A 22,513-nucleotide genomic window follows, 5' to 3' on the forward strand; every position below is an offset into this window, starting at 1 on the left:
ACGTCCGGCTTTCGCCGGGACGACGATTCAAGACCCTTTCGCATTCCCAAGCCAGGATGCAAACCCCGACATGGCGGCGTGAAACTGCGGCAAAGCTCACACTCGGGATTTGTGAAGACCGTCATCACATGGACTCCACAGTTCATCAAGCTACCTGTCAGGAAAATAACTGTCACGGATATCGCCTCCCCGATATCCGTTAATCCTGCAACCCCGCACCCCCGCGGGGTTTTTTTTGGGCAAAAAAACTCCCCCGCCTGAGCGGGGGAGCCGGTGTGCACCACTCAGTATTTCAGCGTGACGCTGCTGGCGGTGGTGGAAACGTTGTAGTTGCACTGTGGCGAGGTTGAGCCCACCGGATAGTCCGCACCCCATGGCGTATTCGAAATCTTGGTAAAGGCGGTGTTGTAGACCGCGATACTCGAATACGTGAGTGGCGAACTGGCTGGCAGCTCGTTGCAACTGCTGACACCGTATACCTCCATCACGCCACCGAATACCCATTTCAAGTTGCCGTACGGATCGGTGCTGAGCGTCGTGCTCTTGCCGGTGGTCACGTCCTTGGAGGTGATCGCCCAAGTGCTGCAGGCGTTAGCAGCCTTGCACTGGGTGGTGCCGAGGATGGTATCGCCCGCCTTGGTGTTGATCGGGCCGCTGTAGTAGGTCGTGCCGCTGACGCAACAGTTCCAGCTCGACAGCGTCCACACCGTGCCGCTGAAAGCGTCATAGCCGAGCACGGGTTGCAGAATGCTCTCTACGGTTGGCAACTGCTCCAATCCCGGGAAGAAATAATCGGTCTGTCCGGACTGGTTGGTCGGTGTGCTGGGCACCTTCCATGTCGCTACGATCTTGCCGATGTTGACGGAACTATCGTAGTTGGCATCTTCCACCCAGCCGTTGATGGTGGGCTGGTGCAAGGCCTGAATCGCCGGCATGTAGGAACTGCCGTTCGGCTCCACGCGCGTGCCGTCGAAACGATAGTGCGGTTGCGTGCAGGCCGCCGGCTTGCGCACCGTGCCATCGGGCGATTCGATGCTGCCATCGGCGTGCAAGGTTTCGCTTTCTTCCACACGTTGTACGCACGATGGCGAGAAGAAGCCATTCGGCGTCACCACATAGTCGGTTGGCACGCCTTGGGGCCGCTGGCTGGTTGCAAACTCGCCGACCGCCTTGGGCGTAAACGATTGGGTTGCGCTATCTGCTGCGAATGACATGCCGCACGCGCCGAATACAGCCATGGCGACGAGTGCGGCTGCACTCTTCCACGATATCCGCCGTTGCATAGATGGTTTCATGATACGCGTATCCCTCTTCAAGTGAGTGGACGCGCTCCTTCGCATACGAAGGGCTTTTCACCGCTCGGGTGAAGCACGAAACACAAGATCCCCGAAAGGGTACCCAGACCGTCCCTGTCGCCCTGGCAGGCAGGGCCGGGGCACTCTCGCGGCGAGGGCGTGCAACAGCGGTGAAGACATCGCCGCCTTTTCACGCCATTTGCACGAGTCACCGCACAAAAACCGAGGGTTGATGCAATCTCATGTGTGGGGGATACCCATCAATCCCTGGCACCCAGTTGCCGCAGCGCCGCCGCCATGTCCTGGTTGCCTTGTTTTACAGCCATAGCCATGGGCGTCTGGCCTTGCGCATCCCGGCTGTCGAGACGTGCACCTGCATGCGCCAGGTCGGCAAGCAGGTCGTTGCGGCCGAACAACGCAGCGAAGGCAAGCGCCGTTTCCCCGGCGTTATTGGCCTGATCGATGGGGCATCCGGCATGCAGCAGCCGGCGTGCGATATCGGTATGGCCTTTGTAGATGGCACCCATCAACGCCGTGTTGCCGTTGTGGTCGGCGATGCAGGCGTTGGCACCCGCGCGGAGCAGATAGTCCAGCGCTTCGGGTTGCTCATCATAGGCAGCCAGCACCAAAGCGGTATAACCGGAGCCGCTGCGTGCATCGATGGGGTAATGCGCGTCGTGCAGCAGACGCAGGATGTCCACCCTGCCCGCCCTGGCGGCATCGAACCACTCAGGGTCATAACGGTGCGCATCCACCCATTGGGCGTTCGAGGCTTGTTTCAACGCACTTGCACGCGTCCAAAGGCGCAACGGTGGAAAACAAGCATAGGCGCCAGCGAGCAGCACCACGGCGATGACCAAGACTATGACGATACGACGACCTTGCATGGCTAGATGCTCGCGACGAATGAAGGAGAAGAAACGCGCCCCGCCATCCTTGCGCGGGGCGCAACGGCTCAGCCGTCGGAAAGCTGATCAGCCAGGCTCTTCACGCGCGCCACGTCAGCGTGCGTAGCCTTGGCCAAGCGTGTGCCGTAGTCGGCATCCGCCTTGTAGAAATACGAAAGCATCGTGTACTTGTTGCCCTCGTTGGTGACGTGATTGAGGTCAGCACTCAGAGCCGTGATCAGGTCCGCCTTGTCCTGTGCCGACAGGGCACGGTAGTACTCGCCCGCCTGCAGGAAGTTTCGCTTCTTGTCGATCGCCTGCTGCTGGGTAGTGCCGCTCAATGCCGTCTGTACCAGCCGACCATTCGGATCTTCGGAAACTTCCCTGGCGGTGGACGGCTCGAAGTTGATCTCGCCCTTGCGGCCACTGCTATTCATCGCGCCGTCCTGGTCCTCGGAGCTCACCTGCACCAGCGGACGGTTGATGGGAAGACTCTGGTAGTTGGCGCCCAGGCGATACATCTGCGTATCGGCATAGGCAAACAGGCGGCCCTGCAGCATGCGGTCTTCCGAAGCTTCGATACCCGGCACCATGCGCGAAGGTGCAAAGGCCGACTGCTCGGTGCTTTCAAAGTAGTTGTCCGGCACGCGGTTCAGCGTCATGGTGCCGATCTTGCGCTCCGGGACACCCGACCAGACCTTGGTGTCGTCCAGTGCGTTGTAGTCGAACTTGGCCAGATCCTTGGGCTCCAGCACCTGGATATAGAGATCCCACTTGGGATCCTCGCCGTTCTTGATCGCGCCATACAGATCATTGGTCATGTGGTTCCAGTCGGCGCCGATGGAAGGAGCAATGTCCTGCGGGCGTATGCCGTGCATGCCCTGCTCGCTCTTCCAATGGAACTTCACGTAGTGCACGTCGCCGTTGGCGTTGACCATCTTGAACGCGTGGACGCCGTAGCCATCCATGCGCCGGTAGCTATCGGGCATGCCTTCGTCCGAATACAAGCGCGTCAACATCGACGTCGCTTCCGGCGTATGGGCGAAGAAGTCGAACGCCAGGTTGGCATCCTGCACACCCGTCACTGCACTCGGTTTGTTGGCGTGCACGAAATCCGGAAACTTGATCGCATCGCGAATGAAGAAGATCGGCAGGTTGATGCCCACCAGATCCCAGTTGCCCTGCTGTGTGTAGAACTTGGTGGCAAACCCACGCGGATCGCGCGCTTGTTCGGGCGAGCCGCGATAACCCATCACGGTGGAGAAACGCACGAATACCGGCGTGGTCGTGCCAGGTTTGAACACCACTGCCTTGCTTAGATCGGAAATATCCGCCGTAGCCTGGAAGACACCCGCCGCACCGGTGCCACGCGCATGCACCACACGCTCGGGAATACGCTCGCGATCGAAGCGCTGCAGCTTTTCGATCAAATGGGAATCTTGCAGCAAGGTCGGGCCGCCGGGGCCTGCCGTCTGCGAGTTCTGGTTGTCGCCAACCGGCGCGCCGGCATCGGTGGTGAGATGGACGTCTTGTGCTTGAAGGCCCAGGGCCATGCACAGCGACATGGCAAGCACGGAATAACGCGTAAAGCTTTTTATCGTTTTCATGGATGACTCCTCGAGGGTTTGAGGTACGCAACAGCCGGCGTATTTCCACCGATGGAGTCTTCACGCGTCTAATTGTTTGTTCGGATCGGGTTGATAGGTTGTTTCTATATGGACGTCTATTTGGTGCAAGCAACCAATGTACGTAGCAAAGACCGGAAAAGATGTCACCCACGATCAACTCTGCCGCACCAAGCAGCAAAAAATTTGGGGCAGCAGCCGGCATCTCGATCATCGCGAAAGACCATCCCCTCCCCTGCTCGCAGGGGAGGGTTAAGGTGGGGTGCGAGCGAAGCGAGCGGCGGGTGCTAGACGTCGCCGCAACGCGTATCCCACGGAATTAGCCACACGCTAAAGCACAAGCAACCCCACCCCAGCCCTCCCCTACTATCGCAGGGGAGGAAGTCGATCGCGGCAAGCTCAGCCACCGGCCATCACCCATCCCACCGGCTCTCGGCTTACGGTACGTGTATTCGTCAACGGAAGCCCAAGCGTCTGCCACACCGACACCATCGCACCAGCCAATGCATCCACCAGCGCGTGATCGTGAAACGGCCCCGGCGTAATGCGCAGCCGCTCGGTTCCACGCGGCACGGTCGGATAGTTGATCGGCTGGATATAAATCCCATGGCGCTCCAACAGCAGATCGCTCGCCTGCTTGCAGAGATCCGGATCACCCACCATCACCGGCACGATATGCGTGTCAGTCATCATCACCGGCAATCCGGCATCCAGCAGCGCCTTGCGCGTAGCAGCCACCGCAGCCTGCTGGCCTGCGCGCTCGGCTTGCGACGTTTTCAAGTGCGCAATCGATGCCGTGGCGGCAGCCGCAATGGCCGGCGGCAATGCGGTCGTGAAAATGAAACCCGGTGCATGCGAGCGCACCGCGTCGATTACGGCACGCTTGCCGGCGATATAGCCACCCAGCGTGCCGTAGGCCTTGGCAAGCGTGCCTTCAATCACGTCGATGCGATCCATCAGCCCCTCGCGTTCGGCCATGCCGGCGCCGCGCGGTCCGTACATGCCCACGGCATGCACCTCGTCGATATAGGTCATCGCGTTGTAACGCTCGGCCAGATCGCAGATACCGGCAATCGGCGCAACATCACCATCCATGGAATACACGCTTTCAAACACGATCAGTTTGGGACGATTGCCCGCGCGTGCGAGCAGCTCGTCCAGGTGCGCCAAATCATTGTGACGCCAGACCAGCTTGTCGCTGCCCGCTGCGCGCACGCCTTCGATCATCGAGTTGTGGTTGAGCGCATCCGACAAGATCAGGCAGTCGGGTAGCAGCTTCGCCATCGTGGAAATGCCGGCCAGGTTGGATACGTAGCCGGAGGTAAAGACCAGCGCCGCCTCTTTGCCATGCAGATCGGCCAATTCATGCTCCAACCCCACCACGGCGCGATGCGTGCCGGAAATATTGCGCGTGCCGCCCGCACCCGCGCCCATGCTTTGCGCCGCCTCGGTCAAGGCATGCACCACGGCAGGGTGTTGGCCCATGCCGAGGTAGTCGTTGGAGCACCAGATCACGATATCCCGCGGGCCGTCCGGGCCGTCCCAGGTTGCATGGGGAAAGCGGCCGGCCTGGCGTTCCAGGGTGGCGAAGACGCGATAGCGGCGCTCCTGCTTCAGCTGGTCCAGTGTGGATTGGAAATGGGCAAGGTAGTCGATCATGGCATCCCCTGGAGCTGCTCCTGTCGCCGGCGGGCGAATACTGCAGCGATCCTACGGAAGGCTCACGGATTGTTGAAATTGAAAAATGATTTGAACTTCATAGAAGCCGCCTATAGACGGGAGGCTTGAGCCCTCGTCCTCCGGGAGTGGGAGTACCCCGCCCATGGCTAGCTCACATCTTTTGGACGGCTATTGCACAAACCGCAAACACAGGCTTACGCTGAAGCCGCATCCACACGATCCCCCCGTGTCCCCACACGGCGTGACGGATGCCTACAACCCACATCGTCGTCAGGAGGTCGTCTTATGCCGTCCGCAAGCCTGGCAGTCGTTCGTCGTGCGCATCATCCAGATATGGTGCGCGTGGCTGCGCTCAGCGCAGCCATTACCCTTAACCTTGCCGCACTGGTCTTCGCACTGCGTCCGCTGGCACCGCAGATTGCCGAAGTGTTGAAGTCTCCGCCGCCCACGATCATGGACGTCATCGCCCAGCCACCGCCGCCGCCCCCACCGCCACCCATCGTGCTCAAGCCGTTGCCGAAGGCCATACCGGTTACGGCACCCGTGCACATACCGGTGGTGCAACATGAGTCTCCACCTGTCATCAACACACCGCCCACGACAGAACCTACGCACAACCCCGTACCGGCAACACCGCCTGTCGTCGCACCACCGCCAACCATCGCGCCGGGTGTGGTATCGCTGGCCTACCGTTCGTCGCCCTTGCACTTCCCCACGCAAGCTTTGCGCCAGCACATGCAAGGCACCGTGCTGTTACGCGTCTTGGTGGATGAAAGCGGCAAACCCGTCGAAGTGATCATCGATCACAGCAGCGGCTATCCGTTACTGGATAAAAGCGCGCGCGAACAAGTGATGGCGAGCTGGCAATTCCAGCCCGCCGTGATAGACGGCCGCAACGTCAAAGCGTGGGCGCAGGTACCTGTCACTTTCGTTCTGCAGGATATGTAAACGGACAGCGGGGTCCGGTATGCGAACGATGCCGGATCCCGCTGTGCAGTACTCATGCGCTAGTGCGATATCGGCGTCACCGCCGGCTTGCGTGCAAGATGCACGATCGTCCATATCAACCCGAACAACAGCAACGCCGGCAGCAATACCGGCAACAACGACAGGGCGATCACCGGCAAGATCAACAGCATCACCACGCCACTGATCACGACGCCCATCGCGCCGGCAAGCAGGCTGAACAAACCGCCGATCAAACCAAAGGTGAGCTTGAAGAAAAAGCCGACCAGCGAGCCGACCAGCCACAGCCCGCCTATCACCAAGAAGATTGCCATCAGCTCGATCATGTCCGTTCCTCCGACGTCGGTACGCGTTCGATGCGTTTGATCCGACAAAGGTTTAAGGAATTGTCCGCAAAGCTTGCACAGCCGCGATCGTGACTGGGTAACTGTGGCTAAGGATAAGCCGATGCATGCTTTCCTTCATGCCTCGGAAGTCATGCCGGTTGCCCGCCTTGGCCTTACGACCATTTAACGGTGCGCATGCTCCACTGCCGCCATCTACGGTCTGCTTACGAGTCCCATGCGTACATACCGAAACAGTCTTAAAAACTTGCGTGATATTGCACTTGCGTATTCGCAGGAAAAGAACCCGGACCTCGCTTCGCTGTCGCGCGAGCTGGGCGCTATTGTGCATCGCGATGCGCAAGCGCTTGCCGATGGTCTATCCGATTTGCGAACGCACAATCGCGGTTTCGAACGTTGGATGCTGGCCCGCCGTGGCCGTCCTGGCGTCAGCGTGCTGGTGATGGCATGGCCGCCCGGCTATAGCTCACCGTCGCACGATCATGCGGGTTTGTGGGGTATCGAGATGAGCCTGTATGGCGCGCTCGAAGTGGAGTCGTGGACGCGCCCGTCCACATCGCATCCCTGGCAATTGCGCGGACGCGATTGGCTAGGTCCTGGCGACGCAACATGGTTCGATGCGGACCCGCCTTACATGCATCGCTGCCGCAATCTTTCGCGACAGGAAACGGCGCTGACCTTGCACGTGTACGGCGGCGATCTGGAAGACTACGCCACGTACGAGCAAGTCGAAGCAGAGCCGTATTGGCTGAGCTTGCCGCAGCGCGCTCGCATTGCCGGTCCGCTCCGCCTCTGACATCAACCACAAGGCTGATCACCTACACCAAAGGAGTGACATGTTTCGACGCGTCGCCATCATTGGCGGCGGCGCCGGGGGAGCCACGCTGCTCAGTGAACTGCTGGAGCGTCCCACGCCGCAGCCCCTGCATCTGGATTGGTACACCGGCGGCGGCACGCCAGGTCGCGGCATTGCCTATGGCACGCGTTCGGAACGACACCTGCTGAACGTGCGTGCCGCTTCCATGGGCATGTTCGCGAACCGTCCCAGCGGTTTCCTGGAATACATGCAGAAGCGCGACCCCAACATCTCGGGCACCGATTTCCTGCCGCGATGCTGGTACGGCGAATACCTCGAAACGGAAACTGTCGCCGCACTGGCGCGTGCGAAAAGCAACGGCCATGACGTGCGCGTCATACCGTATGCCGTCGATGCGATGGTGCCCGAAAACGACGGCGTCACCATCTTCCAGGGTGAAACCACGACGCGTGTCGAAGCGGCCGTGCTTGCGCTCGGCACGCTGCCGCCGCGTCCGCTTCCGCAAGTGCATGACGCCGTGCTCGCCAGCGGCCGCTACGTGACCCAGCCGTGGTCCTTGCTGGCCGAAGCCAAGCCGGATACGCAGGCACATCATGTCGTGGTCATCGGCCTCGGACTCACCGCCGTGGACGTGATCATCGAATTGGCTGCGCTGTGGCCGAACGCGCGCTTCACGGCCATCTCCCGCCATGGCCGGCTGCCGGAAGTCCACCAGGCCAGCGCGTCGCTGCCGTTCGAGGACGGCGACGAATTGATCGAAACGATGCGCGATGCGCCCGACATCCGCACCTGGATGCATCTGCTGCGTGACGCCATCGAACATACCGACGACTGGCGCCGCGTGATCGATTGCCTGCGTCCGCATACACAAGCCCTGTGGCAGCTGCTGCCGCACGGCGACCGCGGGCGTTTCCTGCGCCATGCGCGCTCGATCTGGGAACGGTCGCGCCATCGCTTGCCGCTGCAGATAGCGCAATCCATCACCGCGCTCGAACAGGAAGGCCGCCTGCAACGACTGAGCGGTCACCTGCACAGCGTGATGCTTGGCGAACATGGTCCGCGCATACAGTACCTGCCCAGGCTCGAAAGCCAGGAGCGCGTGCTCGATGCGGATCTGGTCGTGCAAAGCATCGGTCTGGACAACGACATTCGCGGCACGCAGCACACCTTGCTGCAGCAGCTGATCACCAACGGCCACATCCGTCCCGATCCATTTGGCCTGGGGATTCAAGCCGCACCGGATGGCCGCCTGCTGCACGACGGCAATGCATGGCCGCGGTTCTACGCGATCGGCAGCATGTTGCGCGGCACGCTGTGGGAATCCACGGCGATGCCGGAGATACGGCAGCAGGCGCGGCAGTTGGCGGAGCGGTGGCTGGCGGAGTGACAACGTAGGTTGGAGTGCAAAACCCAACCTACGCTTCGATGCATCCCTGAAAATGGACTCCCGCTTTCGCGGGAATGACGACCTTCTGGAGAACGTTCATCATGTCATGATTTACTTCATGCCATGACCCTTCCGCACCTTCTCACCCTGCTCGCCATCCTGCTGCATGCCATCGGCATCCTCGCCGCCATGCATGCCGTGATGAATACGCGTACGCCGCAAGGTGCATTCGCATGGGGTTTGGGTCTATCGCTGCTGCCTTACTTCACCTTGCTGCCGTATCTCTATCTCGGCCGCAGCCATTTCCAGGGTTATGTCACGCTGCACCGCGTGCATCGCCAGCGTCTTTCGCAGGCTGCGCAGCGCGGCGAACGTAACGGCATACCGCCGTCGTGCACCCGCTACAGCGCGCTGGTGCAAATGATGCACGGCACGTTTCATCCGGGTCAGCAATTGACATTGCTGGTCGACGGCGACGCGGCGTTCGAGGCGATCTTTCAAGCCATCGCGCATGCCCAGAGCTGCATCCTGGTGCAGTTCTTCATCTTCCATGACGACGGCCTCGGCCGGCGCATGCAGCAAGCGCTGCTCGAACGGGCTGCTGACGGCGTGCGCGTGTTCGTGCTGTTCGACGGCATCGGCAGCCATGCCCTGCCACGGCAGTACGTGGAAACGCTGCGCAACGGCGGCGTGGCCATCCATTCCTTCACCACGCGGCGGCGCCCCAATCGTTTCCAGCTCAATTTCCGCAATCATCGCAAGATCGTCGTGGTGGATGGCTGGATCGGTTTTCTCGGCGGACTCAACGTGGGTGACGAGTATCTCGGCCTCAAGCCGCCGCTTGCCCCGTGGCGCGATACCCATCTGCAACTGGCCGGCCCGGCGGTGGCCGATCTGCAGCGCAGCTTTGCGGTGGACTGGCACTGGGTGACCGGTGAGCTGCCACCCATGTTGCCGCCCCGAATCGCGGATGGCAGCGCCCACACGCTGATCGCCGTCTCCGGTCCGGCCGATCCGCAGGAAACCTGCTCGCTGTTCTTTACCGTCGCCATCAATGCCGCCTGCAAGCGGCTATGGCTCAGCACGCCCTATTTCGTGCCGGACCAGGCCGTGCTGTCGGCGCTGCGCCTGGCGGTGATGCGCGGCGTGGATGTGCGCGTGCTGCTGCCTTCGCGTCCGGATCATCACACCGTGTTTCTCGCCTCCACCTTGCATGCGCATGACGCGATCGACGCCGGCATCCGCATGTATCGCTATCAACCTGGTTTCATGCATCAGAAGGTGATTCTGATCGACGACGACACGGCGTGCGTCAGCAGCATGAACCTGGACAACCGCTCGTTCCGGCTCAATTTCGAAATCGGCGCGCTGAATGTCGATCGCGCTTTTGCCGAAGATGTGGAGCGGATGTTTCTGGAGGACTTCGGCAAGTCGGTGGAAATCACGCGCGATGAATATCGCAAGGCCGCCTATTTGCGGAAGCTCGCCATGCACGTGGCGCGGCTGTTTGATCCGATACTGTAGGAAGTGCTTGCGCACCGTTAGTGGTTCGGGTCGTCATTCCGGCGAAAGCCGGAATGACGAGGAACATACATCACTGCAGCAGAAAACCCTCAATCGCCGCGCAACGCATTGCGCCAATCACCGCCGCGCAATATCCAACCCAACCCCGCTCCCACCAGCGCGCCGACCATTTCCCAGAACACGCGCAACCCGATGCTGTCCGGATCGTGCACCTGCGCCAGCCGGGCTTTCAGGTACTGGAGCGAATTCATGGTGGCGTAGTTGAAATAGATCAGATCCCACATGTCGCCACTGGCGGTCAGCAGCAGGGATACCAGGAAAGCAATGGCGATCATCCGCAGCGGACTCCAACCCTGCTTGCGGCCGATGGCGTAGACGACCAGATACACCAGCAAGGCCACGACCGCACTGATGCCGCCTGCTTCCAGGCCGCCCACCAGCCCATAGCCCATCCACGATTGGTCGTAATGCATCTGCCGTTCCCGTGTTCCTGAAGTGATCGCTTGCATTATGCCGCTGCTCCGCGGTGGAATCTTGCGACCATTGCCGCGGACTCGAGTCATGCATCCCCATGCCGCCCTGATTGTTGTCGACGTGCAGCCGGATTTCATGCCCGGCGGCGCGCTGGCCTGCCACGAAGGGGATGCCATCGTCCCCGGCATCGACCGGTTGCTGCGCAGCCGTCCTTTCCGGCAAGTGGTGGCCACCCAGGACTGGCACCCACGCGGGCATATCTCTTTCGCCAGCACGCATGCGGGAAAGCATCCGTTCCAGCAGATGTCGCTTTACGGCCATCTGCAGACCCTGTGGCCCGATCACTGCGTGCAGGACACGCCGGGCGCGGCGTTGCATCCAGGCATCGACTGGTCACCGGTCGACCTGATCCTGCGTAAGGGCAGCAACCCTGGGGTGGATTCCTATAGCGCGTTCCAGGAGAACCACGGCCCGGATGGTCAGCGCCCCCGCACCGGGCTGGCTGGATGGCTCCGGGAACGCGACGTGAGCGAGGTGTACGCCGTGGGCCTGGCACGAGACGTGTGCGTGTTGTGGACGGTGCAGGATGCGCTGGCGGCGGGATTTCGCGCGCATGTGATCTGGGATCTGACACGACCGGTGACGCCGGAGAGTGATGCGGCGACGCGGGCCACGTTGGAGGAATGGGGGGTTGGAATCGTGGATTCGGCCAGCCTTACGTAGGTTGGGGTGCAAACCCCAACATCGCCATGCTTGTCGGAGTCTTATGTTGGGGTTTGCACCCCAACCTACGAAGCATCAGGCGTCGTCCTCGCCGGTCACGCTTACGTGCACATCCTCATCCGCCCCGATCCACACTGCCACGCTGATCGGCCGGCAGCACACCTGGCAATCTTCGATGTACTGCTGATCACCGGCTGAGGCATCGACCAGTATCTCGATGTGCTCACCGCAATAGGGACATTGGATGCTGTGTGGCGAGAGCATGTCCACGTCAAACCCCGGCGCGCTCGGCCAACTGTGCAATCGCCGCAGGAATGGCGGAAGGCATGTCGACGGTCAGCATGCGCGGCGCATCCGCTTCGCCCAGGCCGTTCTCCAGCTCGTGCTCCCAGGTCACGTGATAAGGCATGTGCACACCCCAGCCGCCCAGGCGGATCACCGGCTCGATATCCGAGCGCAGCGAATTGCCCACCATCGCGAACTGCGCCGGCTCCAGCGAGAACTCGTTGAGCACGCGCCGATAGGTGGTCGTGTCCTTTTCCGAGACGATCTCGATGCGGTGGAACAGGTCCGCCATGCCGGACTGCGTCACTTTCTTTTCCTGATGGAACAGGTCGCCCTTGGTGATCAACACCACCGCGTGATGCTCGGCCACGGCGGCGACGGCCTCGCGTACGCCGGGCAGCAGTTCCACCGGGTGTTGCAAAACCGTCTTGCCGATCTCAACCAGCGCATGAATGTCGGCTGCGGAAATACGGCCGCCGGTGACCGCGATGGCGGTTTCCACCATCGACAGCGTCATGCCTTTTGCCCCATAGCCGAACAGCTTCAGATTGCGCCGTTCGGTGGCCAGCATGCTGGCCTGCACCTGGGCATCGCCCACGTCCACGTAGCGCCCGACAAGGTCGGTGAAACGTGCGCTGGCTTTGCGGTAATAACCCTCGCTATGCCAGAGCGTGTCGTCGCCGTCGAAGCCGATAAGCTTGAGCATGGTCCGTCCTTCGGATGGGACTGGCAAGCTTAACGCGCCGACCGCTCCGGCGCATGCGCGGGCGCTACAATTCCTTCACAGCATTGGCACAGGGGTTGGCAAGCATGAACGGCAAGCGGGCAAACTCCTTCTGGCAACGGCCGCGCGTCGTGCAGATCGGCGGACGCCCCTTCGTCTCCGAAGGGTTGAATGAACACTTCTGGGACGACTTCTACCATCGCGCGCTGACCATGAGCTGGCCGGGCTTCTTCGGCGTGGCGATCAGCGTGTTCCTGATTTTCAATGCCCTGTTCGCGATGGTCTACCAGATCGACCCGAACGGCATCGCCAACCAATTCCCGAAAGGCCTGCCCGGCGCCTTCTTTTTCAGCGTGGAAACCCTGGCCACGGTGGGCTATGGCGACATGCATCCGCAGTCGGTCTACACGCATGTCGTCGCCACGGCGGAGATCATCCTGGGGATGGGCAACATCGCCGTGTTCACCGGCCTGATCTTCGCCCGCTTCTCGCGTCCGCGCGCGAAAATCCTGTTCGGCAAGCACCCCATCGTGCGCATGATCGACGGCAAGCAAACGCTGATGCTGCGCGCCGCCAACATGCGGCAGAACCTGATTGCGCAAGCATCGGCCGAACTGCACCTGCTGCGCCTGCATGCTTCACCGGAAGGCTTTCAAATACGCCGCATTGAAGATTTGAAGCTGGTGCGCGACCACCATCCGATCTTCATGCTGAGCTGGAACGTCATGCATGTGATCGACGAGGCGAGCCCGCTGTACGGCGTTCCGCTCGAAAACCTCGAATCCAGCGAAGCCGCCTTGCTGCTCACCATCGAAGGCATCGACGAAACCACGTCACAATCGATGATGGCGCGCCACCAATGGGGCATCAAAGATGTGCGCTGGAATCACCGCTATGTCGACTTGATACACAGGGACAGCGATGGCGTCAGCATCGTTGACTACAACGTGTTCCATGATGTGTTGCCGTTGGATGAGGAAGCGTAGGTTGGGGTGCAAACCCCAACATGGTTGCCCGTGGTCGAGATGGCAATGTTGGGGTTTGCACCCCAACCTACGAAGGCTCACGCGCCTACACGCTTCCTCTCCGCATCAATATCCTTCACAGGCCTCACCTCGATACATCCGGTAGCCGCCCACGGAAACGACTGCGCAATACGCACGGCCTCATCGATATCCTTCGCCTCGATCAGGTTGAAGCCGCCCAGGTATTCACGTGCCTCCGCAAAAGGCCCATCAACCACCATGGTGCGGTTGTTGCGCACGCGCACTGTCTTGGTCTTCGCCGGCGGCTCCAATTGCATGGAATCGAGCAGATGCCCTTCGGCGCGCAACTCATCGGCGTGCTTGAAGCAGCCGTTCATCATCGTGTCGTACTGGCCCGGGGGCAGCGTGTCCAGCAGGGTGTCGTCGTTGTAAATCATGACCAGAAATTTCATGGGTTTCTCACAAGGACAGGGGAATGAAAGGCGGCCGACAGCCGGCGCAGGGTAGGCCAAGCCGGAAGCGCGGTCCAGGGCTATTTCAGCGGGTCATTCGCTCACCGTTCGAGACGCCACAGGGGTGCCTGCCTTATAGTTCACACGCTTATCTCTAGACATAGCGGCGCCCATCTGCCGCCCCGTGCCCCTCCGAGTAACCTGAATGGGAATGCTTAACAACGCCTGGCTCGTGCTGGGATTGATCGGCCAGACAGTGTTTTCAGGCCGCTTTCTGCTGCAGTGGATCTACAGCGAATACAAGCGCCGGAGCGTGATCCCGGTGGCGTTCTGGTACGCCAGCATCATTGGCGCCCTGCTGCTGCTGTGCTACGCCTGCTACAAGAAAGACCCGGTCTTCATCGTGGCCCAGACCAGCGGCCTGCTGATCTATTTGCGCAACCTGCAGATGCGCCGGCGCGACAAGAAAGAACCCGCAGCCCAGTCGTCGGAGCTTGCATCATGACGCTCAGCAACCAGGCCCTGTGGATCGGCCTAGGCATGGTCGGGCAGCTGCTGTTCGGCGTGCGCTTCCTGGTGCAGTGGCTGTACAGCGAAGCGCGTGGGCAAAGCCTGATCCCACCCGCCTTCTGGTACCTGAGCGTGGCCGGTGGCGTGATCGTGTTGAGCTATGCGATCCACCAGCGCGAGTTGGTATTCATCATCGGCGAGGCAGTCACCCTGGCCATCTTCCTGCGCAACCTGATCATGTTGCGCAAGCAACCCGAGTCCGACTAGCCGCTGACGCCGCCCATGCGCCTGCTCCTGCCCTGCATCGCCATCCTGGCACTGTTGACCGCAAGAGCAAGCGCAGCCCACTCCTTCGATACGCGCCCCGAACAAGCCGTACTCGCGCGCCTGCTGCCGCAGCAGGCGCAGCAATTCGAACTCGGCAACTTGCCGTCCGCGAACCGCCATGAACGTTTTCGCATTGCCAGCGACAACGGTCATATCCAGGTGCAAGGCAGCACGCCGAGCGCGCTGCTGTTCGGCGTGAACTGGTATCTCAAATACATCGCGCACGTGCAGATATCCCCCAACGGCGATCGCGTCGGTGCCGCGCCTTTTCCATTGCCGACGACGGTGATCGAGAAAGCAACGCCCTATCCTTACCGCTACGCGCTCAATGAGAACGTCGACGGCTACACCTCGCCATACTGGGACTGGCCGCGCTGGCAGCGGGAAATCGACGTACTCGCGCTTTCCGGCATCAACGCCGTGTTGATCGAACGCGGTACGGACAGCGTGCTTTATCAAACCTTCCGCGACGCCGGCTATTCGGATAAGGAAGTCCGCGCTTGGATCACCCAGCCTGCGCACCAGAACTGGCAGCTGATGGGCAACCTGTGCTGCTACAACGGGCCGATCAGCACGGCGCTGATGCAGAAGCGTGCGGCATCCGCGCAGACGATCATCGCGCGCCTGCGCGAACTCGGCATCACACCGGTGCTACCCGGTTTCTACGGCATCGTGCCGGCCGATTTCCAGCGCAAGTTTCCCAAGGCACACGTAATACCGCAGGGTGAGTGGGCCGGGTTCACGCGACCGGGCTGGCTCGACCCACGCGATCCGATGTTCGCCAAGCTGGCTGCCTCGTTCTATCGCCATCAGCGCGAGCTGTTCGGCGATAGCAGCGTCTACGACATGGAAGTGTTCCAGGAAGGCGGCGAAGCCGGCGACGTACCCGTACCCGATGCTGCACGCGACGTGCAGAACGCCTTGCTCGCCGCACATCCTGGTGCACGGTGGATGATGCTCGCCTGGCAAGGCAATCCGCGCCAGGATCTGCTCACGGGTGTCGACCGGAAAAATCTGCTGATCATCGACATCGATCACGACCGCGTGCCGCGCGACAACCGCCAGAAGGATTTCCAGGACGCGCCGTTCCTGTTCGGCGGCATCTGGGAATTCGGCGGGCGTACCACGCTCGGCGCGAATACCCGCAACATCACCGAGCGGCTGCAACGGCTGGGTCGCATCAACAACAACATGGCTGGCACGGCGGTGTTCACCGAAGGCATGGACACCAATCCGTTTGCCTTCGACCTGTTTACCGAAATGGCCTGGCGCAGCGAGCCAGTCGATCTCGCTGCATGGACTACCGATTATGTGCAACGCCGCTACGGCGTGGCCGATCCGCACGCGCTGGCAGCGTGGAACGTATTGTTGCATACGGCTTATGACATCCGCATCGACCCGGTCGACTTCAACAGCGAGCGCGACGCGGCGCAAGAATCGCTGTTCAACGCACAACCCAGCCTCACCGCCAATCGTGCTTCGAACTGGTCGCCTGAAGCGATGCGCTACAGCGCGCAGACATTCAAGCAAGCATTGCCTGAGATGCTGCAAGTCGTCCCTGCCTTGCGCAGCAGCGAAACCTATCAATACGATCTGGTAGACATCGCACGCCAGACACTGGCCAATGAAAGCCGCCTGCTGCTGCCGCAGATCAAGGCCGCTTACGACAGCAAGGATCGGCCTCGCTTCGAAACACTCACGCAACGCTGGTTGCAGTGCATGGATCTGCAGGATCAGTTGCTGGCCACCAACCCATTCTTCCTGGTCGGCAACTGGCTGGCGCAGGTGCAACCCTGGGCGTCCTCACCGGAGGAGCGTGCGCGGCTCGACTACGACATGCGTTCTCTGATGACGACCTGGGGTGATCGCAAAGCCAGTGAAGGTGCAAGCCTGCATGATTACGGCAACAAGGATTGGGCTGGGCTGACGCGCGATTATTACCGGCTGAGATGGCAGACGTATTTTCAGTCGTTGGATGAGGCGTTGCGCACGGGCAAGCCCCCAAAAGCGATCAATTGGTTCGCGATGGGAGATAAGTGGAATCGGAGTGCGCACGTGTATGGCGATAAGCCTGTGGGGGATGCGTACGACGTAGCGACACGTGTCGCCAAAGCTTTGTAGGTTGGGGTGTAAACCCCAACATCGCCATGTCGATGAGGATGGCAATGTTGGGGTTTGCACCCCAACCTACGTAGCTCGCGTTGCCTCCACGGGCGAAAGGCGGGATGCACGCCATGCCGGTACCAGCACGGCTGATTGCCCGAGCAACAACAACGCAACCATGCCGACAACCACGTAAGCAAGCGACAACCGCTGCATTTCAAACCGATCGACCAGCAACGCATTGAGCGCCATCGTCAGCATCGCGCCGACACACACACCACCCACGCTGATCAGCAAATTCTCCGTGCAGAAGTACCCAAGAATGTCGCCTTGCGTGGCACCCAGCGCCCTGCGCACGCCGATCTGCCGGCGGCGTTGACTGACCCAGAAGCTAGTCAAACCCACAATGCCAGCTGCCGTCGTTGCCAACAGTACGGCGCAGATCCCCCCCATCAGGATCGCCATACCACGGTCTTTGCGATACGTCGTCGCGCGAATCTGCTCATACGTCCTGACGTCCTCCGAGCCAATCACGCGCAAAGGGTTCGCAGCAACCAGCGCTTGCGGCCCCATCCGCACGACACGTTCCAACAGGCCGGGTTGCGCCCGTACCAGATAGACCGTTCCGCTGGCGAGCAACCTGAAAGGCACCAATGTCGACTGCTCCACCCAGGCCTCGGAATAGCTGCCGATCCATGTCTGCATTCGCTCAACCACGCCAATGATGGTGCTTGACGGTGCGCTGCCAATGCAGATCTGCTTGCCCAGCGCATGGCCATCCGGAAAAAGGCGATTGGCCAGCGCCTTGGTAATGATGATGACGCGCGGAAGCAAGGTATCGCGCGCGCCCATGTCGCCGATCTCGTCAGCGCGGAAGTTGCGCCCGGCCACCAGCTTCAGGCCAAGCGTGGCAAGCGTGTGCTCGTCGGCGAAATAAATAGCCGTAAACGATGCAGGGCTGGGTTGGTCCACGGTGTAGCGCACGCCCTTCGACCAGCCGCCGTCACCCAGCGGGAAGGCATTGCTGGCATAGGCATCGACGACGCCCGGCACCTGGCGCAGCGTTTCCAAGTCGGACGCCATCAGCGCCTTTGCTGGTTGTGGTGCCGGATCGCCGAGCCACTGGTTCTGGATCGCCAGCACGCTGGCTTCATCCACGCCGCTGGGTCGCGACAAGCGAGCCACACGTGTGTGGATGATGCATAGCGCATTGCACACGATCGCCAACGTCAACGCGATCTGCAACACGATCAACGCCGTGCCGCCTTTGTGATGCCAGAGTGCGGATGCGATGGGCCTGATGTGCATGCGGATCGCCTTATTGGGATTTCAATTGCCAGGAGGGTTGTACGCGCGCTGCGCGCCAAGCCGGATAAAGCCCTGCAAGCACGGTGGCCGACACGGCCACCCACACCGTCAATCCCACCAAGCCGGCGGTGAGCCGCGCGAGTCTGGCAACGCCTGGCTCGAACAGCAGCGCCGTTCCGTGCATGCCCACGGCGGTCAATAACAAACCGAGCAGACCGCCGGCCACGCCTATCGCTGCCGCCTCCACCAGAAACTGTGCGTAGATATGTCCACGCGACGCGCCCAGCGCCCGGCGCACACCGACTTCACCCGCACGCCGCATGATCTTGGCCAGCAGCAGGCCCACCGTATTGACCAGGCACACCAGCAGGAATCCCCCCGCCACCAGCACGGAAACCTTGGTTTCGGGCGGCACCACGCCTTCGTGGTCCAGCCAGCCGTTCAGATCGAACAAGCGCACGTTGCTCGCCCATTGAAACCGGCCATGGCGTTGCTGTTCAGCCGCGTAGTCACTCAGCAAGCGCTGGTAGCGCTGCACCGCTGTGACGTGCGGCAGTTCCACCCACAGCGAAACCCACACACATTCCGATCGCAGCCATCCATCCCAACCTGGCGTAACGGGTTTCGCCGAGCCCGAGCAGTTGTTGTTGCCGTTGCTGCTGATGTGCAGGTCGATCGCACGCGTAAACGGCAAGTAATAATCCGGCGCGCCGCCAAAGCTGAAACCGTTGTTGACGTCGAAGAAACGAGGCTGCGGATTCCAGTCGTGGATGACGCCTACCACGCGATAGTCGTGGCCATCGAGATGGAGTATCCGGCCAACGCTGTTGATGCCAGCAAACAGGCGCTGGTTGAGACGACTGCTGATGGCGATGACATTGGTATGCCGATCGTCATCGCCGCTACTCCAGCCGTGTCCGTACTGGAACGGTACGTCGAACATGGCGAAGAAATCCGCGTACGCGGCGTATCCATTGGCGCTGAACGGGCGCTGTTGCAAGCCGTCGCTCGGCTCGATATGACCGGTGATCGGATAGACGGCTGTTTGACGTGTGCCCGCTTTCGCTTGCATCAAGGCCATCGCATCGGTGTAAGTCAACGCATCCGGCAGATGATTGCGAGTGCTGCCGTTCTGCGGGCCGGCATTGTCGATCTGCGGCACGAACAGCTGCGCGGATTTGTCCGGAAGAGGATCACCCGACACCGCGCGAAATACAGCGTAGGTCGTCATCGATGCCGCCACACCGATGCCCATGATGATCACCATCAAGGCCGTCAGCCCCGGGCTGCGGCGGAAGCTGTGTAGCGCGAGTTGCAGGTAGTAGCTGAACATCGGTGTGCCGCTCTACATATCTTGAGGTGAGGGTTAATGACACCTTGCCGTCATTCCGGCGAACGCCGGAATGACGGCAAGGCGCTATCAAGCCGCCGTGCCTAGCGTGATGTTTGAACCCAAACCGTGCACCAACTTTGGGATAACCGGCCAACAACGAGGGGGCAGCGGTCGAGCTGCCACGGCAAGCGGTCAACGCAAGCGCAAAGCACTCCGCGCCGCATTCCGAAACCGCCGGCTCAAATCAAGCCGCGTGCCATCGTGGAGCACGATTTCCGCATGCCCCTGGAACAGCGTGTGCACTTCGCGGATGCGGTTCATGTTGACGACGATGCTGCGATGGATGCGCAGAAAATGGCCTGGATCCAGTGATGCGCAAAGATGGCGCAGGGTTTCGCGATGCAGATAAGTGCTGCCGTTCGCATGAATGCGCACGTAGTTGTCGTCGGCGCGAATCCAGTCGATGTCACCCACCGGAATCACCAGGGTCCGCTCGCCCACCTGCACGCTGATGCGCTTCACGTAATGACCATCGTGCGCCGCCGAAGCACCACGATGCTGGTGCAGCCCATGCCAATGCTTGCGCACCCGGTCCATCGCCTGATCAAAGCGGGCCTGGTCGATCGGCTTGAGCACATAGTCGATGGCGTTCGCATCAAACGCCTGCAGCGCATGCTCGGCGAACGCCGTCGTGAACACGATCAGCGGAAGCGGTTCAGAAGAGGGGGCGCGCAACAGGCTGAAGCCATCACCACCCGGCATCTGAATGTCGAGAAACATCAGGTCCGGCAGCAAGGTGGCGATAGCTTGCACAGCTTCCTGCACGTTGCCGCATTCGCCCACCACCTCGACATCCGCATGCGTGGCAAGCGCCTGGCGCAGCGCGACGCGCGCAAGTATTTCGTCATCCACCAACAAGGCACGAAGACGCGCGGCGCTCATGCGCCGGCCTCCACGAAGGGGAAGCGCAATGCCACGCGCGTGCCGCCGTTCACGCCGGAGGAGAGATCCATGCTCGCCTTGTCACCGAACATCGCCTGCAATCTCGCACGGGTATTGCTCAAGCCAACGCCTTCCACGGCGCCTGCCGAGGGCAGTCCAAGGCCGTCATCTTCCACACAAAGATGCAGCTCGCCTTCGATACGCCGAGCCATGATATGCAAGGCACCGCCATCGCTCTTGGCCAGCAAGCCATGACGCAAGGCATTTTCCACCAGTGGCTGCAGGATCAGGCTCGGCACCATCGCCCTGCCCGTATCACCAACGTCCACGTGCGTCACCAGCCGGTCCTGGAAACGTACTTTCTGGATGCCCAGGTAGGACTCGAGAAACTGCATCTCACGCGACAGCGGCACCTGTTGTGCGTGGCGTTCCTCCAGCGTCAGCCGCAGAAAATCGCTGAGCCGCGCAATCATCAGCTTCGCCTGCTGCGGATCGGCCACGGTCAGGGCGGAGATCGCGTTGAGCGTATTGAACAGAAAGTGCGGCTGCAGTTGCATGCGCAGCGCTTGCAATTGGGACTGCGCCAGCTGTGTTTCCAGCTGCGCGCTGCGGTAACGCTCGTCCCGCAACAAGCGCCAGGACGCAAAGCCCCTCAGCACCACCAGCATCATCCAATAGGTAAGCAGCGCCAGATGAAATTTGTAGACGCCTTCGTTGCGAAGCAGATCGGTCAGCTTGAGAACATTCCCTTTTGGATTGGGCCCACACCACCAGAAGAACAACAGCAGCATCACCGCGCTCTGCAGCACGGCAAGCAGAATGCTGCTGGGAATATGCAACATCCAGAATCTTCGCCATCCGTGCGCGCCAACACGGCCCAGCCAGCTCACCACTGGCGTCAGCGCCATCCACAGATAGAAATCGATCAGGTTCCACGACAGCGCGCGAAACCATGGCACCGGATGGCCTTCGCTGATGCCGCCAAGTACCGAACTGGCCGCGTACGACAAAGCCAGCATCGTCCAGAACCCGAAGGCCAGGCCGAAGGTTTTCAGCTTGTGCGTGCGGGTCGATTCGTTCATGCCCTTCCGCCCTTCACCGCCAGCCGGCTTTCATGCGGCGGTAGTGTGCGCACTATGCAACGGCTTTGGAAGCACCGCATAAGCATCGACCGCTCGCCCTCGACCATCGACCGCTTGCCCCGTGACGAAGGCATTGGTCACAAAGCGCGTGTCGATCCAGCAAGCCGCATCGATGCTTGCCACACTCACATGGACTTTCAGAGGATGCGTATGACGATCTTCAACCAACCGCGCCGGATCGCCGTGGCGGCGGCAACCTTGCTCGCTTGCGTCGTCTTTCCATTGCAAACCACCGCTGCCGAAGAGGCAGCGCAACCGGCCGATGAAACACTGCAGACGGAAGCCGGCGTGATGGCCGTCGACAATCACTGGACCCTCGCCGAACTGACCGGCGATACGGCGTGGCTCGACCAGATGCTGATGCCCGAGTACCGCTCAGTCGGTAATACGGGCAAGGCGCATAGCAAGGCCGAAATCATCGCTGGCGCTGCCAAGCGCAAGGGCAGCAGCCTGGACCAGGCCAAGCTCACATGGGCCGAGGATCAAAAGCAGCATCCTTACGGCAGCGCGGTGGTCGTGCGTGGCAATACCGCCATCGTGACGTTTTATGACCTGGCACTGGGGCCGCAGAATGGCGTGAAGTCGTCGGATGTTTTCATTTACGTCGACGGCCATTGGCATGCGTTGTATTCGCAGCATACGGCCGTCCATACGTAGGTTGCGAGTTGCGACGAGAGTA

Annotated in this window: 23 protein-coding genes; 10 read left to right on the plus strand and 13 right to left on the minus strand. The window is 61.0% G+C overall.

Annotation, left to right across the window (positions count from 1 at the left end; genetic code table 11):
- Positions 1-284: 284 nt before the first annotated feature.
- The 4 genes from IEX75_RS05700 to hemA form a co-directional block, all read right to left on the minus strand.
- Positions 285-1,295 (minus strand): hypothetical protein, encoded by a 1,011-nt coding sequence (locus IEX75_RS05700; RefSeq protein ID WP_188793246.1) that lies wholly within the window; start codon positions 1,293-1,295, stop codon positions 285-287.
- A gap of 260 nt (positions 1,296-1,555) precedes the next feature.
- A complete protein-coding gene (locus IEX75_RS05705) occupies positions 1,556-2,182 on the minus strand; it encodes an ankyrin repeat domain-containing protein (RefSeq protein ID WP_188793247.1) in 627 nt (208 codons plus the stop codon).
- 68 nt (positions 2,183-2,250) lie between these two features.
- Positions 2,251-3,747 carry a catalase gene (locus IEX75_RS05710; protein WP_229720763.1) on the minus strand — a complete coding sequence of 499 codons (1,497 nt, stop codon included), beginning with the start codon at positions 3,745-3,747 and terminating at the stop codon, positions 2,251-2,253.
- 459 nt (positions 3,748-4,206) lie between these two features.
- Entirely contained in the window at positions 4,207-5,466 is a 1,260-nt protein-coding gene (hemA, locus tag IEX75_RS05715; RefSeq protein WP_229720646.1) for a 5-aminolevulinate synthase, read from the minus strand.
- Between the two features lie 306 nt (positions 5,467-5,772).
- On the opposite strand from hemA, the gene IEX75_RS05720 reads away from it, so the two are divergent.
- Positions 5,773-6,435 carry an energy transducer TonB gene (locus tag IEX75_RS05720; RefSeq protein WP_188793250.1) on the plus strand — a complete coding sequence of 221 codons (663 nt, stop codon included), beginning with the start codon at positions 5,773-5,775 and terminating at the stop codon, positions 6,433-6,435.
- Between the two features lie 59 nt (positions 6,436-6,494).
- Here the strand turns inward: IEX75_RS05720 and IEX75_RS05725 are convergent, their stop codons facing one another.
- Positions 6,495-6,779, minus strand: a complete 285-nt coding sequence (locus IEX75_RS05725) for a hypothetical protein (protein WP_188793252.1) — start codon at positions 6,777-6,779, stop codon at positions 6,495-6,497.
- A 235-nt stretch (positions 6,780-7,014) separates the two neighbouring features.
- Between IEX75_RS05725 and IEX75_RS05730 the strand changes: the two genes are divergently transcribed.
- From IEX75_RS05730 to cls, 3 genes are all read left to right on the plus strand, one after another.
- Positions 7,015-7,593, plus strand: a complete 579-nt coding sequence (locus IEX75_RS05730; protein WP_188793253.1) for a cysteine dioxygenase — start codon at positions 7,015-7,017, stop codon at positions 7,591-7,593.
- 40 nt (positions 7,594-7,633) lie between these two features.
- Positions 7,634-9,001 carry an FAD/NAD(P)-binding protein gene (locus IEX75_RS05735; RefSeq protein WP_188793255.1) on the plus strand — a complete coding sequence of 456 codons (1,368 nt, stop codon included), beginning with the start codon at positions 7,634-7,636 and terminating at the stop codon, positions 8,999-9,001.
- Positions 9,002-9,124: 123 nt separating this feature from the next.
- The gene (cls, locus tag IEX75_RS05740; RefSeq protein WP_188793256.1) at positions 9,125-10,525 is read left to right on the plus strand and encodes a cardiolipin synthase; all 1,401 of its coding nucleotides are present in this window, start codon (positions 9,125-9,127) and stop codon (positions 10,523-10,525) included.
- 89 nt (positions 10,526-10,614) lie between these two features.
- Here cls and IEX75_RS05745 read toward each other — a convergent pair whose 3' ends face one another.
- Positions 10,615-10,998, minus strand: coding sequence for a hypothetical protein (locus tag IEX75_RS05745; RefSeq protein WP_188793258.1), 384 nt, complete (start codon positions 10,996-10,998; stop codon positions 10,615-10,617).
- Between the two features lie 88 nt (positions 10,999-11,086).
- Here IEX75_RS05745 and pncA point away from each other — a divergent pair, with 88 nt between their 5' ends.
- Positions 11,087-11,722, plus strand: a complete 636-nt coding sequence (pncA, locus tag IEX75_RS05750; protein ID WP_188793260.1) for a bifunctional nicotinamidase/pyrazinamidase — start codon at positions 11,087-11,089, stop codon at positions 11,720-11,722.
- A gap of 75 nt (positions 11,723-11,797) precedes the next feature.
- Here the strand turns inward: pncA and IEX75_RS05755 are convergent, their stop codons facing one another.
- Together IEX75_RS05755 and IEX75_RS05760 are read right to left on the minus strand one after the other, a co-directional pair.
- The gene (locus IEX75_RS05755; protein ID WP_188794337.1) at positions 11,798-11,986 is read right to left on the minus strand and encodes a CPXCG motif-containing cysteine-rich protein; all 189 of its coding nucleotides are present in this window, start codon (positions 11,984-11,986) and stop codon (positions 11,798-11,800) included.
- 7 nt (positions 11,987-11,993) lie between these two features.
- A complete protein-coding gene (locus IEX75_RS05760; RefSeq protein WP_188793262.1) occupies positions 11,994-12,713 on the minus strand; it encodes an HAD family hydrolase in 720 nt (239 codons plus the stop codon).
- Between the two features lie 104 nt (positions 12,714-12,817).
- On the opposite strand from IEX75_RS05760, the gene IEX75_RS05765 reads away from it, so the two are divergent.
- Positions 12,818-13,717 (plus strand): ion channel, encoded by a 900-nt coding sequence (locus IEX75_RS05765; RefSeq protein WP_229720647.1) that lies wholly within the window; start codon positions 12,818-12,820, stop codon positions 13,715-13,717.
- A 77-nt stretch (positions 13,718-13,794) separates the two neighbouring features.
- Here the strand turns inward: IEX75_RS05765 and IEX75_RS05770 are convergent, their stop codons facing one another.
- Entirely contained in the window at positions 13,795-14,169 is a 375-nt protein-coding gene (locus IEX75_RS05770; protein ID WP_188793265.1) for a YciI family protein, read from the minus strand.
- 211 nt (positions 14,170-14,380) lie between these two features.
- Here IEX75_RS05770 and IEX75_RS05775 point away from each other — a divergent pair, with 211 nt between their 5' ends.
- From IEX75_RS05775 to IEX75_RS05785, 3 genes are read left to right on the plus strand one after another with little or no spacing between them, the layout of a single operon-like run.
- Positions 14,381-14,674: a lipid-A-disaccharide synthase N-terminal domain-containing protein gene (locus IEX75_RS05775; protein ID WP_188793266.1), complete on the plus strand. Its 294-nt coding sequence runs from the start codon at positions 14,381-14,383 to the stop codon at positions 14,672-14,674.
- On the plus strand, positions 14,671-14,946 hold the full coding sequence (locus tag IEX75_RS05780) for a lipid-A-disaccharide synthase N-terminal domain-containing protein (protein ID WP_188793267.1): 276 nt from the start codon (positions 14,671-14,673) through the stop codon (positions 14,944-14,946). The genes IEX75_RS05775 and IEX75_RS05780 overlap by 4 nt, the downstream gene beginning before the upstream one ends.
- Before the next feature lie 15 nt (positions 14,947-14,961).
- Complete coding sequence (locus tag IEX75_RS05785) at positions 14,962-17,127, plus strand: alpha-N-acetylglucosaminidase (protein WP_188793268.1); 2,166 nt, start codon at positions 14,962-14,964, stop codon at positions 17,125-17,127.
- A gap of 66 nt (positions 17,128-17,193) precedes the next feature.
- On the opposite strand, the gene IEX75_RS05790 is transcribed toward IEX75_RS05785, so the two are convergent.
- The 4 genes from IEX75_RS05790 to IEX75_RS05805 all read right to left on the minus strand — a co-directional run bounded on the left by IEX75_RS05790 (position 17,194) and on the right by IEX75_RS05805 (position 21,774).
- Positions 17,194-18,417 (minus strand): ABC transporter permease, encoded by a 1,224-nt coding sequence (locus IEX75_RS05790; protein WP_308422104.1) that lies wholly within the window; start codon positions 18,415-18,417, stop codon positions 17,194-17,196.
- Positions 18,418-18,427: 10 nt separating this feature from the next.
- The gene (locus IEX75_RS05795) at positions 18,428-19,750 is read right to left on the minus strand and encodes an ABC transporter permease (RefSeq protein WP_188793269.1); all 1,323 of its coding nucleotides are present in this window, start codon (positions 19,748-19,750) and stop codon (positions 18,428-18,430) included.
- A 192-nt stretch (positions 19,751-19,942) separates the two neighbouring features.
- Positions 19,943-20,692, minus strand: coding sequence for a LytR/AlgR family response regulator transcription factor (locus IEX75_RS05800; RefSeq protein ID WP_188793270.1), 750 nt, complete (start codon positions 20,690-20,692; stop codon positions 19,943-19,945).
- The gene (locus IEX75_RS05805) at positions 20,689-21,774 is read right to left on the minus strand and encodes a sensor histidine kinase (protein ID WP_188793271.1); all 1,086 of its coding nucleotides are present in this window, start codon (positions 21,772-21,774) and stop codon (positions 20,689-20,691) included. Before IEX75_RS05805 ends, IEX75_RS05800 begins: the two co-directional genes overlap by 4 nt.
- 210 nt (positions 21,775-21,984) lie before the next feature.
- Between IEX75_RS05805 and IEX75_RS05810 the strand changes: the two genes are divergently transcribed.
- A complete protein-coding gene (locus IEX75_RS05810; RefSeq protein WP_188793272.1) occupies positions 21,985-22,491 on the plus strand; it encodes a nuclear transport factor 2 family protein in 507 nt (168 codons plus the stop codon).
- Positions 22,492-22,513: the final 22 nt, after the last annotated feature.

The sequence above is a fragment of the Dyella nitratireducens genome, assembly GCF_014642835.1.
In the GTDB taxonomy this organism is placed as follows: domain Bacteria; phylum Pseudomonadota; class Gammaproteobacteria; order Xanthomonadales; family Rhodanobacteraceae; genus Dyella_B; species Dyella_B nitratireducens.

Excerpts from the sequence above, each read along its gene's own strand:
- IEX75_RS05805 (WP_188793271.1), bottom strand. The coding sequence starts at position 21,774 with ATGAACGAATCGACCCGCACGCACAAGCTGAAAACCTTCGGCCTGGCC.
- IEX75_RS05730 (WP_188793253.1), top strand. The coding sequence starts at position 7,015 with ATGCGTACATACCGAAACAGTCTTAAAAACTTGCGTGATATTGCACTT.
- IEX75_RS05735 (WP_188793255.1), top strand. The coding sequence starts at position 7,634 with ATGTTTCGACGCGTCGCCATCATTGGCGGCGGCGCCGGGGGAGCCACG.
- IEX75_RS05785 (WP_188793268.1), top strand. The coding sequence starts at position 14,962 with ATGCGCCTGCTCCTGCCCTGCATCGCCATCCTGGCACTGTTGACCGCA.
- IEX75_RS05780 (WP_188793267.1), top strand. The coding sequence starts at position 14,671 with ATGACGCTCAGCAACCAGGCCCTGTGGATCGGCCTAGGCATGGTCGGG.
- pncA (WP_188793260.1), top strand. The coding sequence starts at position 11,087 with ATGCATCCCCATGCCGCCCTGATTGTTGTCGACGTGCAGCCGGATTTC.
- IEX75_RS05725 (WP_188793252.1), bottom strand. The coding sequence starts at position 6,779 with ATGATCGAGCTGATGGCAATCTTCTTGGTGATAGGCGGGCTGTGGCTG.
- IEX75_RS05705 (WP_188793247.1), bottom strand. The coding sequence starts at position 2,182 with ATGCAAGGTCGTCGTATCGTCATAGTCTTGGTCATCGCCGTGGTGCTG.
- IEX75_RS05745 (WP_188793258.1), bottom strand. The coding sequence starts at position 10,998 with ATGCATTACGACCAATCGTGGATGGGCTATGGGCTGGTGGGCGGCCTG.
- IEX75_RS05755 (WP_188794337.1), bottom strand. The coding sequence starts at position 11,986 with ATGCTCTCGCCACACAGCATCCAATGTCCCTATTGCGGTGAGCACATC.
- IEX75_RS05760 (WP_188793262.1), bottom strand. The coding sequence starts at position 12,713 with ATGCTCAAGCTTATCGGCTTCGACGGCGACGACACGCTCTGGCATAGC.
- IEX75_RS05700 (WP_188793246.1), bottom strand. The coding sequence starts at position 1,295 with ATGAAACCATCTATGCAACGGCGGATATCGTGGAAGAGTGCAGCCGCA.
- IEX75_RS05720 (WP_188793250.1), top strand. The coding sequence starts at position 5,773 with ATGCCGTCCGCAAGCCTGGCAGTCGTTCGTCGTGCGCATCATCCAGAT.
- IEX75_RS05800 (WP_188793270.1), bottom strand. The coding sequence starts at position 20,692 with ATGAGCGCCGCGCGTCTTCGTGCCTTGTTGGTGGATGACGAAATACTT.
- IEX75_RS05765 (WP_229720647.1), top strand. The coding sequence starts at position 12,818 with ATGAACGGCAAGCGGGCAAACTCCTTCTGGCAACGGCCGCGCGTCGTG.
- cls (WP_188793256.1), top strand. The coding sequence starts at position 9,125 with ATGACCCTTCCGCACCTTCTCACCCTGCTCGCCATCCTGCTGCATGCC.
- hemA (WP_229720646.1), bottom strand. The coding sequence starts at position 5,466 with ATGATCGACTACCTTGCCCATTTCCAATCCACACTGGACCAGCTGAAG.
- IEX75_RS05775 (WP_188793266.1), top strand. The coding sequence starts at position 14,381 with ATGCTTAACAACGCCTGGCTCGTGCTGGGATTGATCGGCCAGACAGTG.
- IEX75_RS05770 (WP_188793265.1), bottom strand. The coding sequence starts at position 14,169 with ATGAAATTTCTGGTCATGATTTACAACGACGACACCCTGCTGGACACG.
- IEX75_RS05795 (WP_188793269.1), bottom strand. The coding sequence starts at position 19,750 with ATGTTCAGCTACTACCTGCAACTCGCGCTACACAGCTTCCGCCGCAGC.
- IEX75_RS05790 (WP_308422104.1), bottom strand. The coding sequence starts at position 18,417 with ATGCACATCAGGCCCATCGCATCCGCACTCTGGCATCACAAAGGCGGC.
- IEX75_RS05810 (WP_188793272.1), top strand. The coding sequence starts at position 21,985 with ATGACGATCTTCAACCAACCGCGCCGGATCGCCGTGGCGGCGGCAACC.
- IEX75_RS05710 (WP_229720763.1), bottom strand. The coding sequence starts at position 3,747 with ATGTCGCTGTGCATGGCCCTGGGCCTTCAAGCACAAGACGTCCATCTC.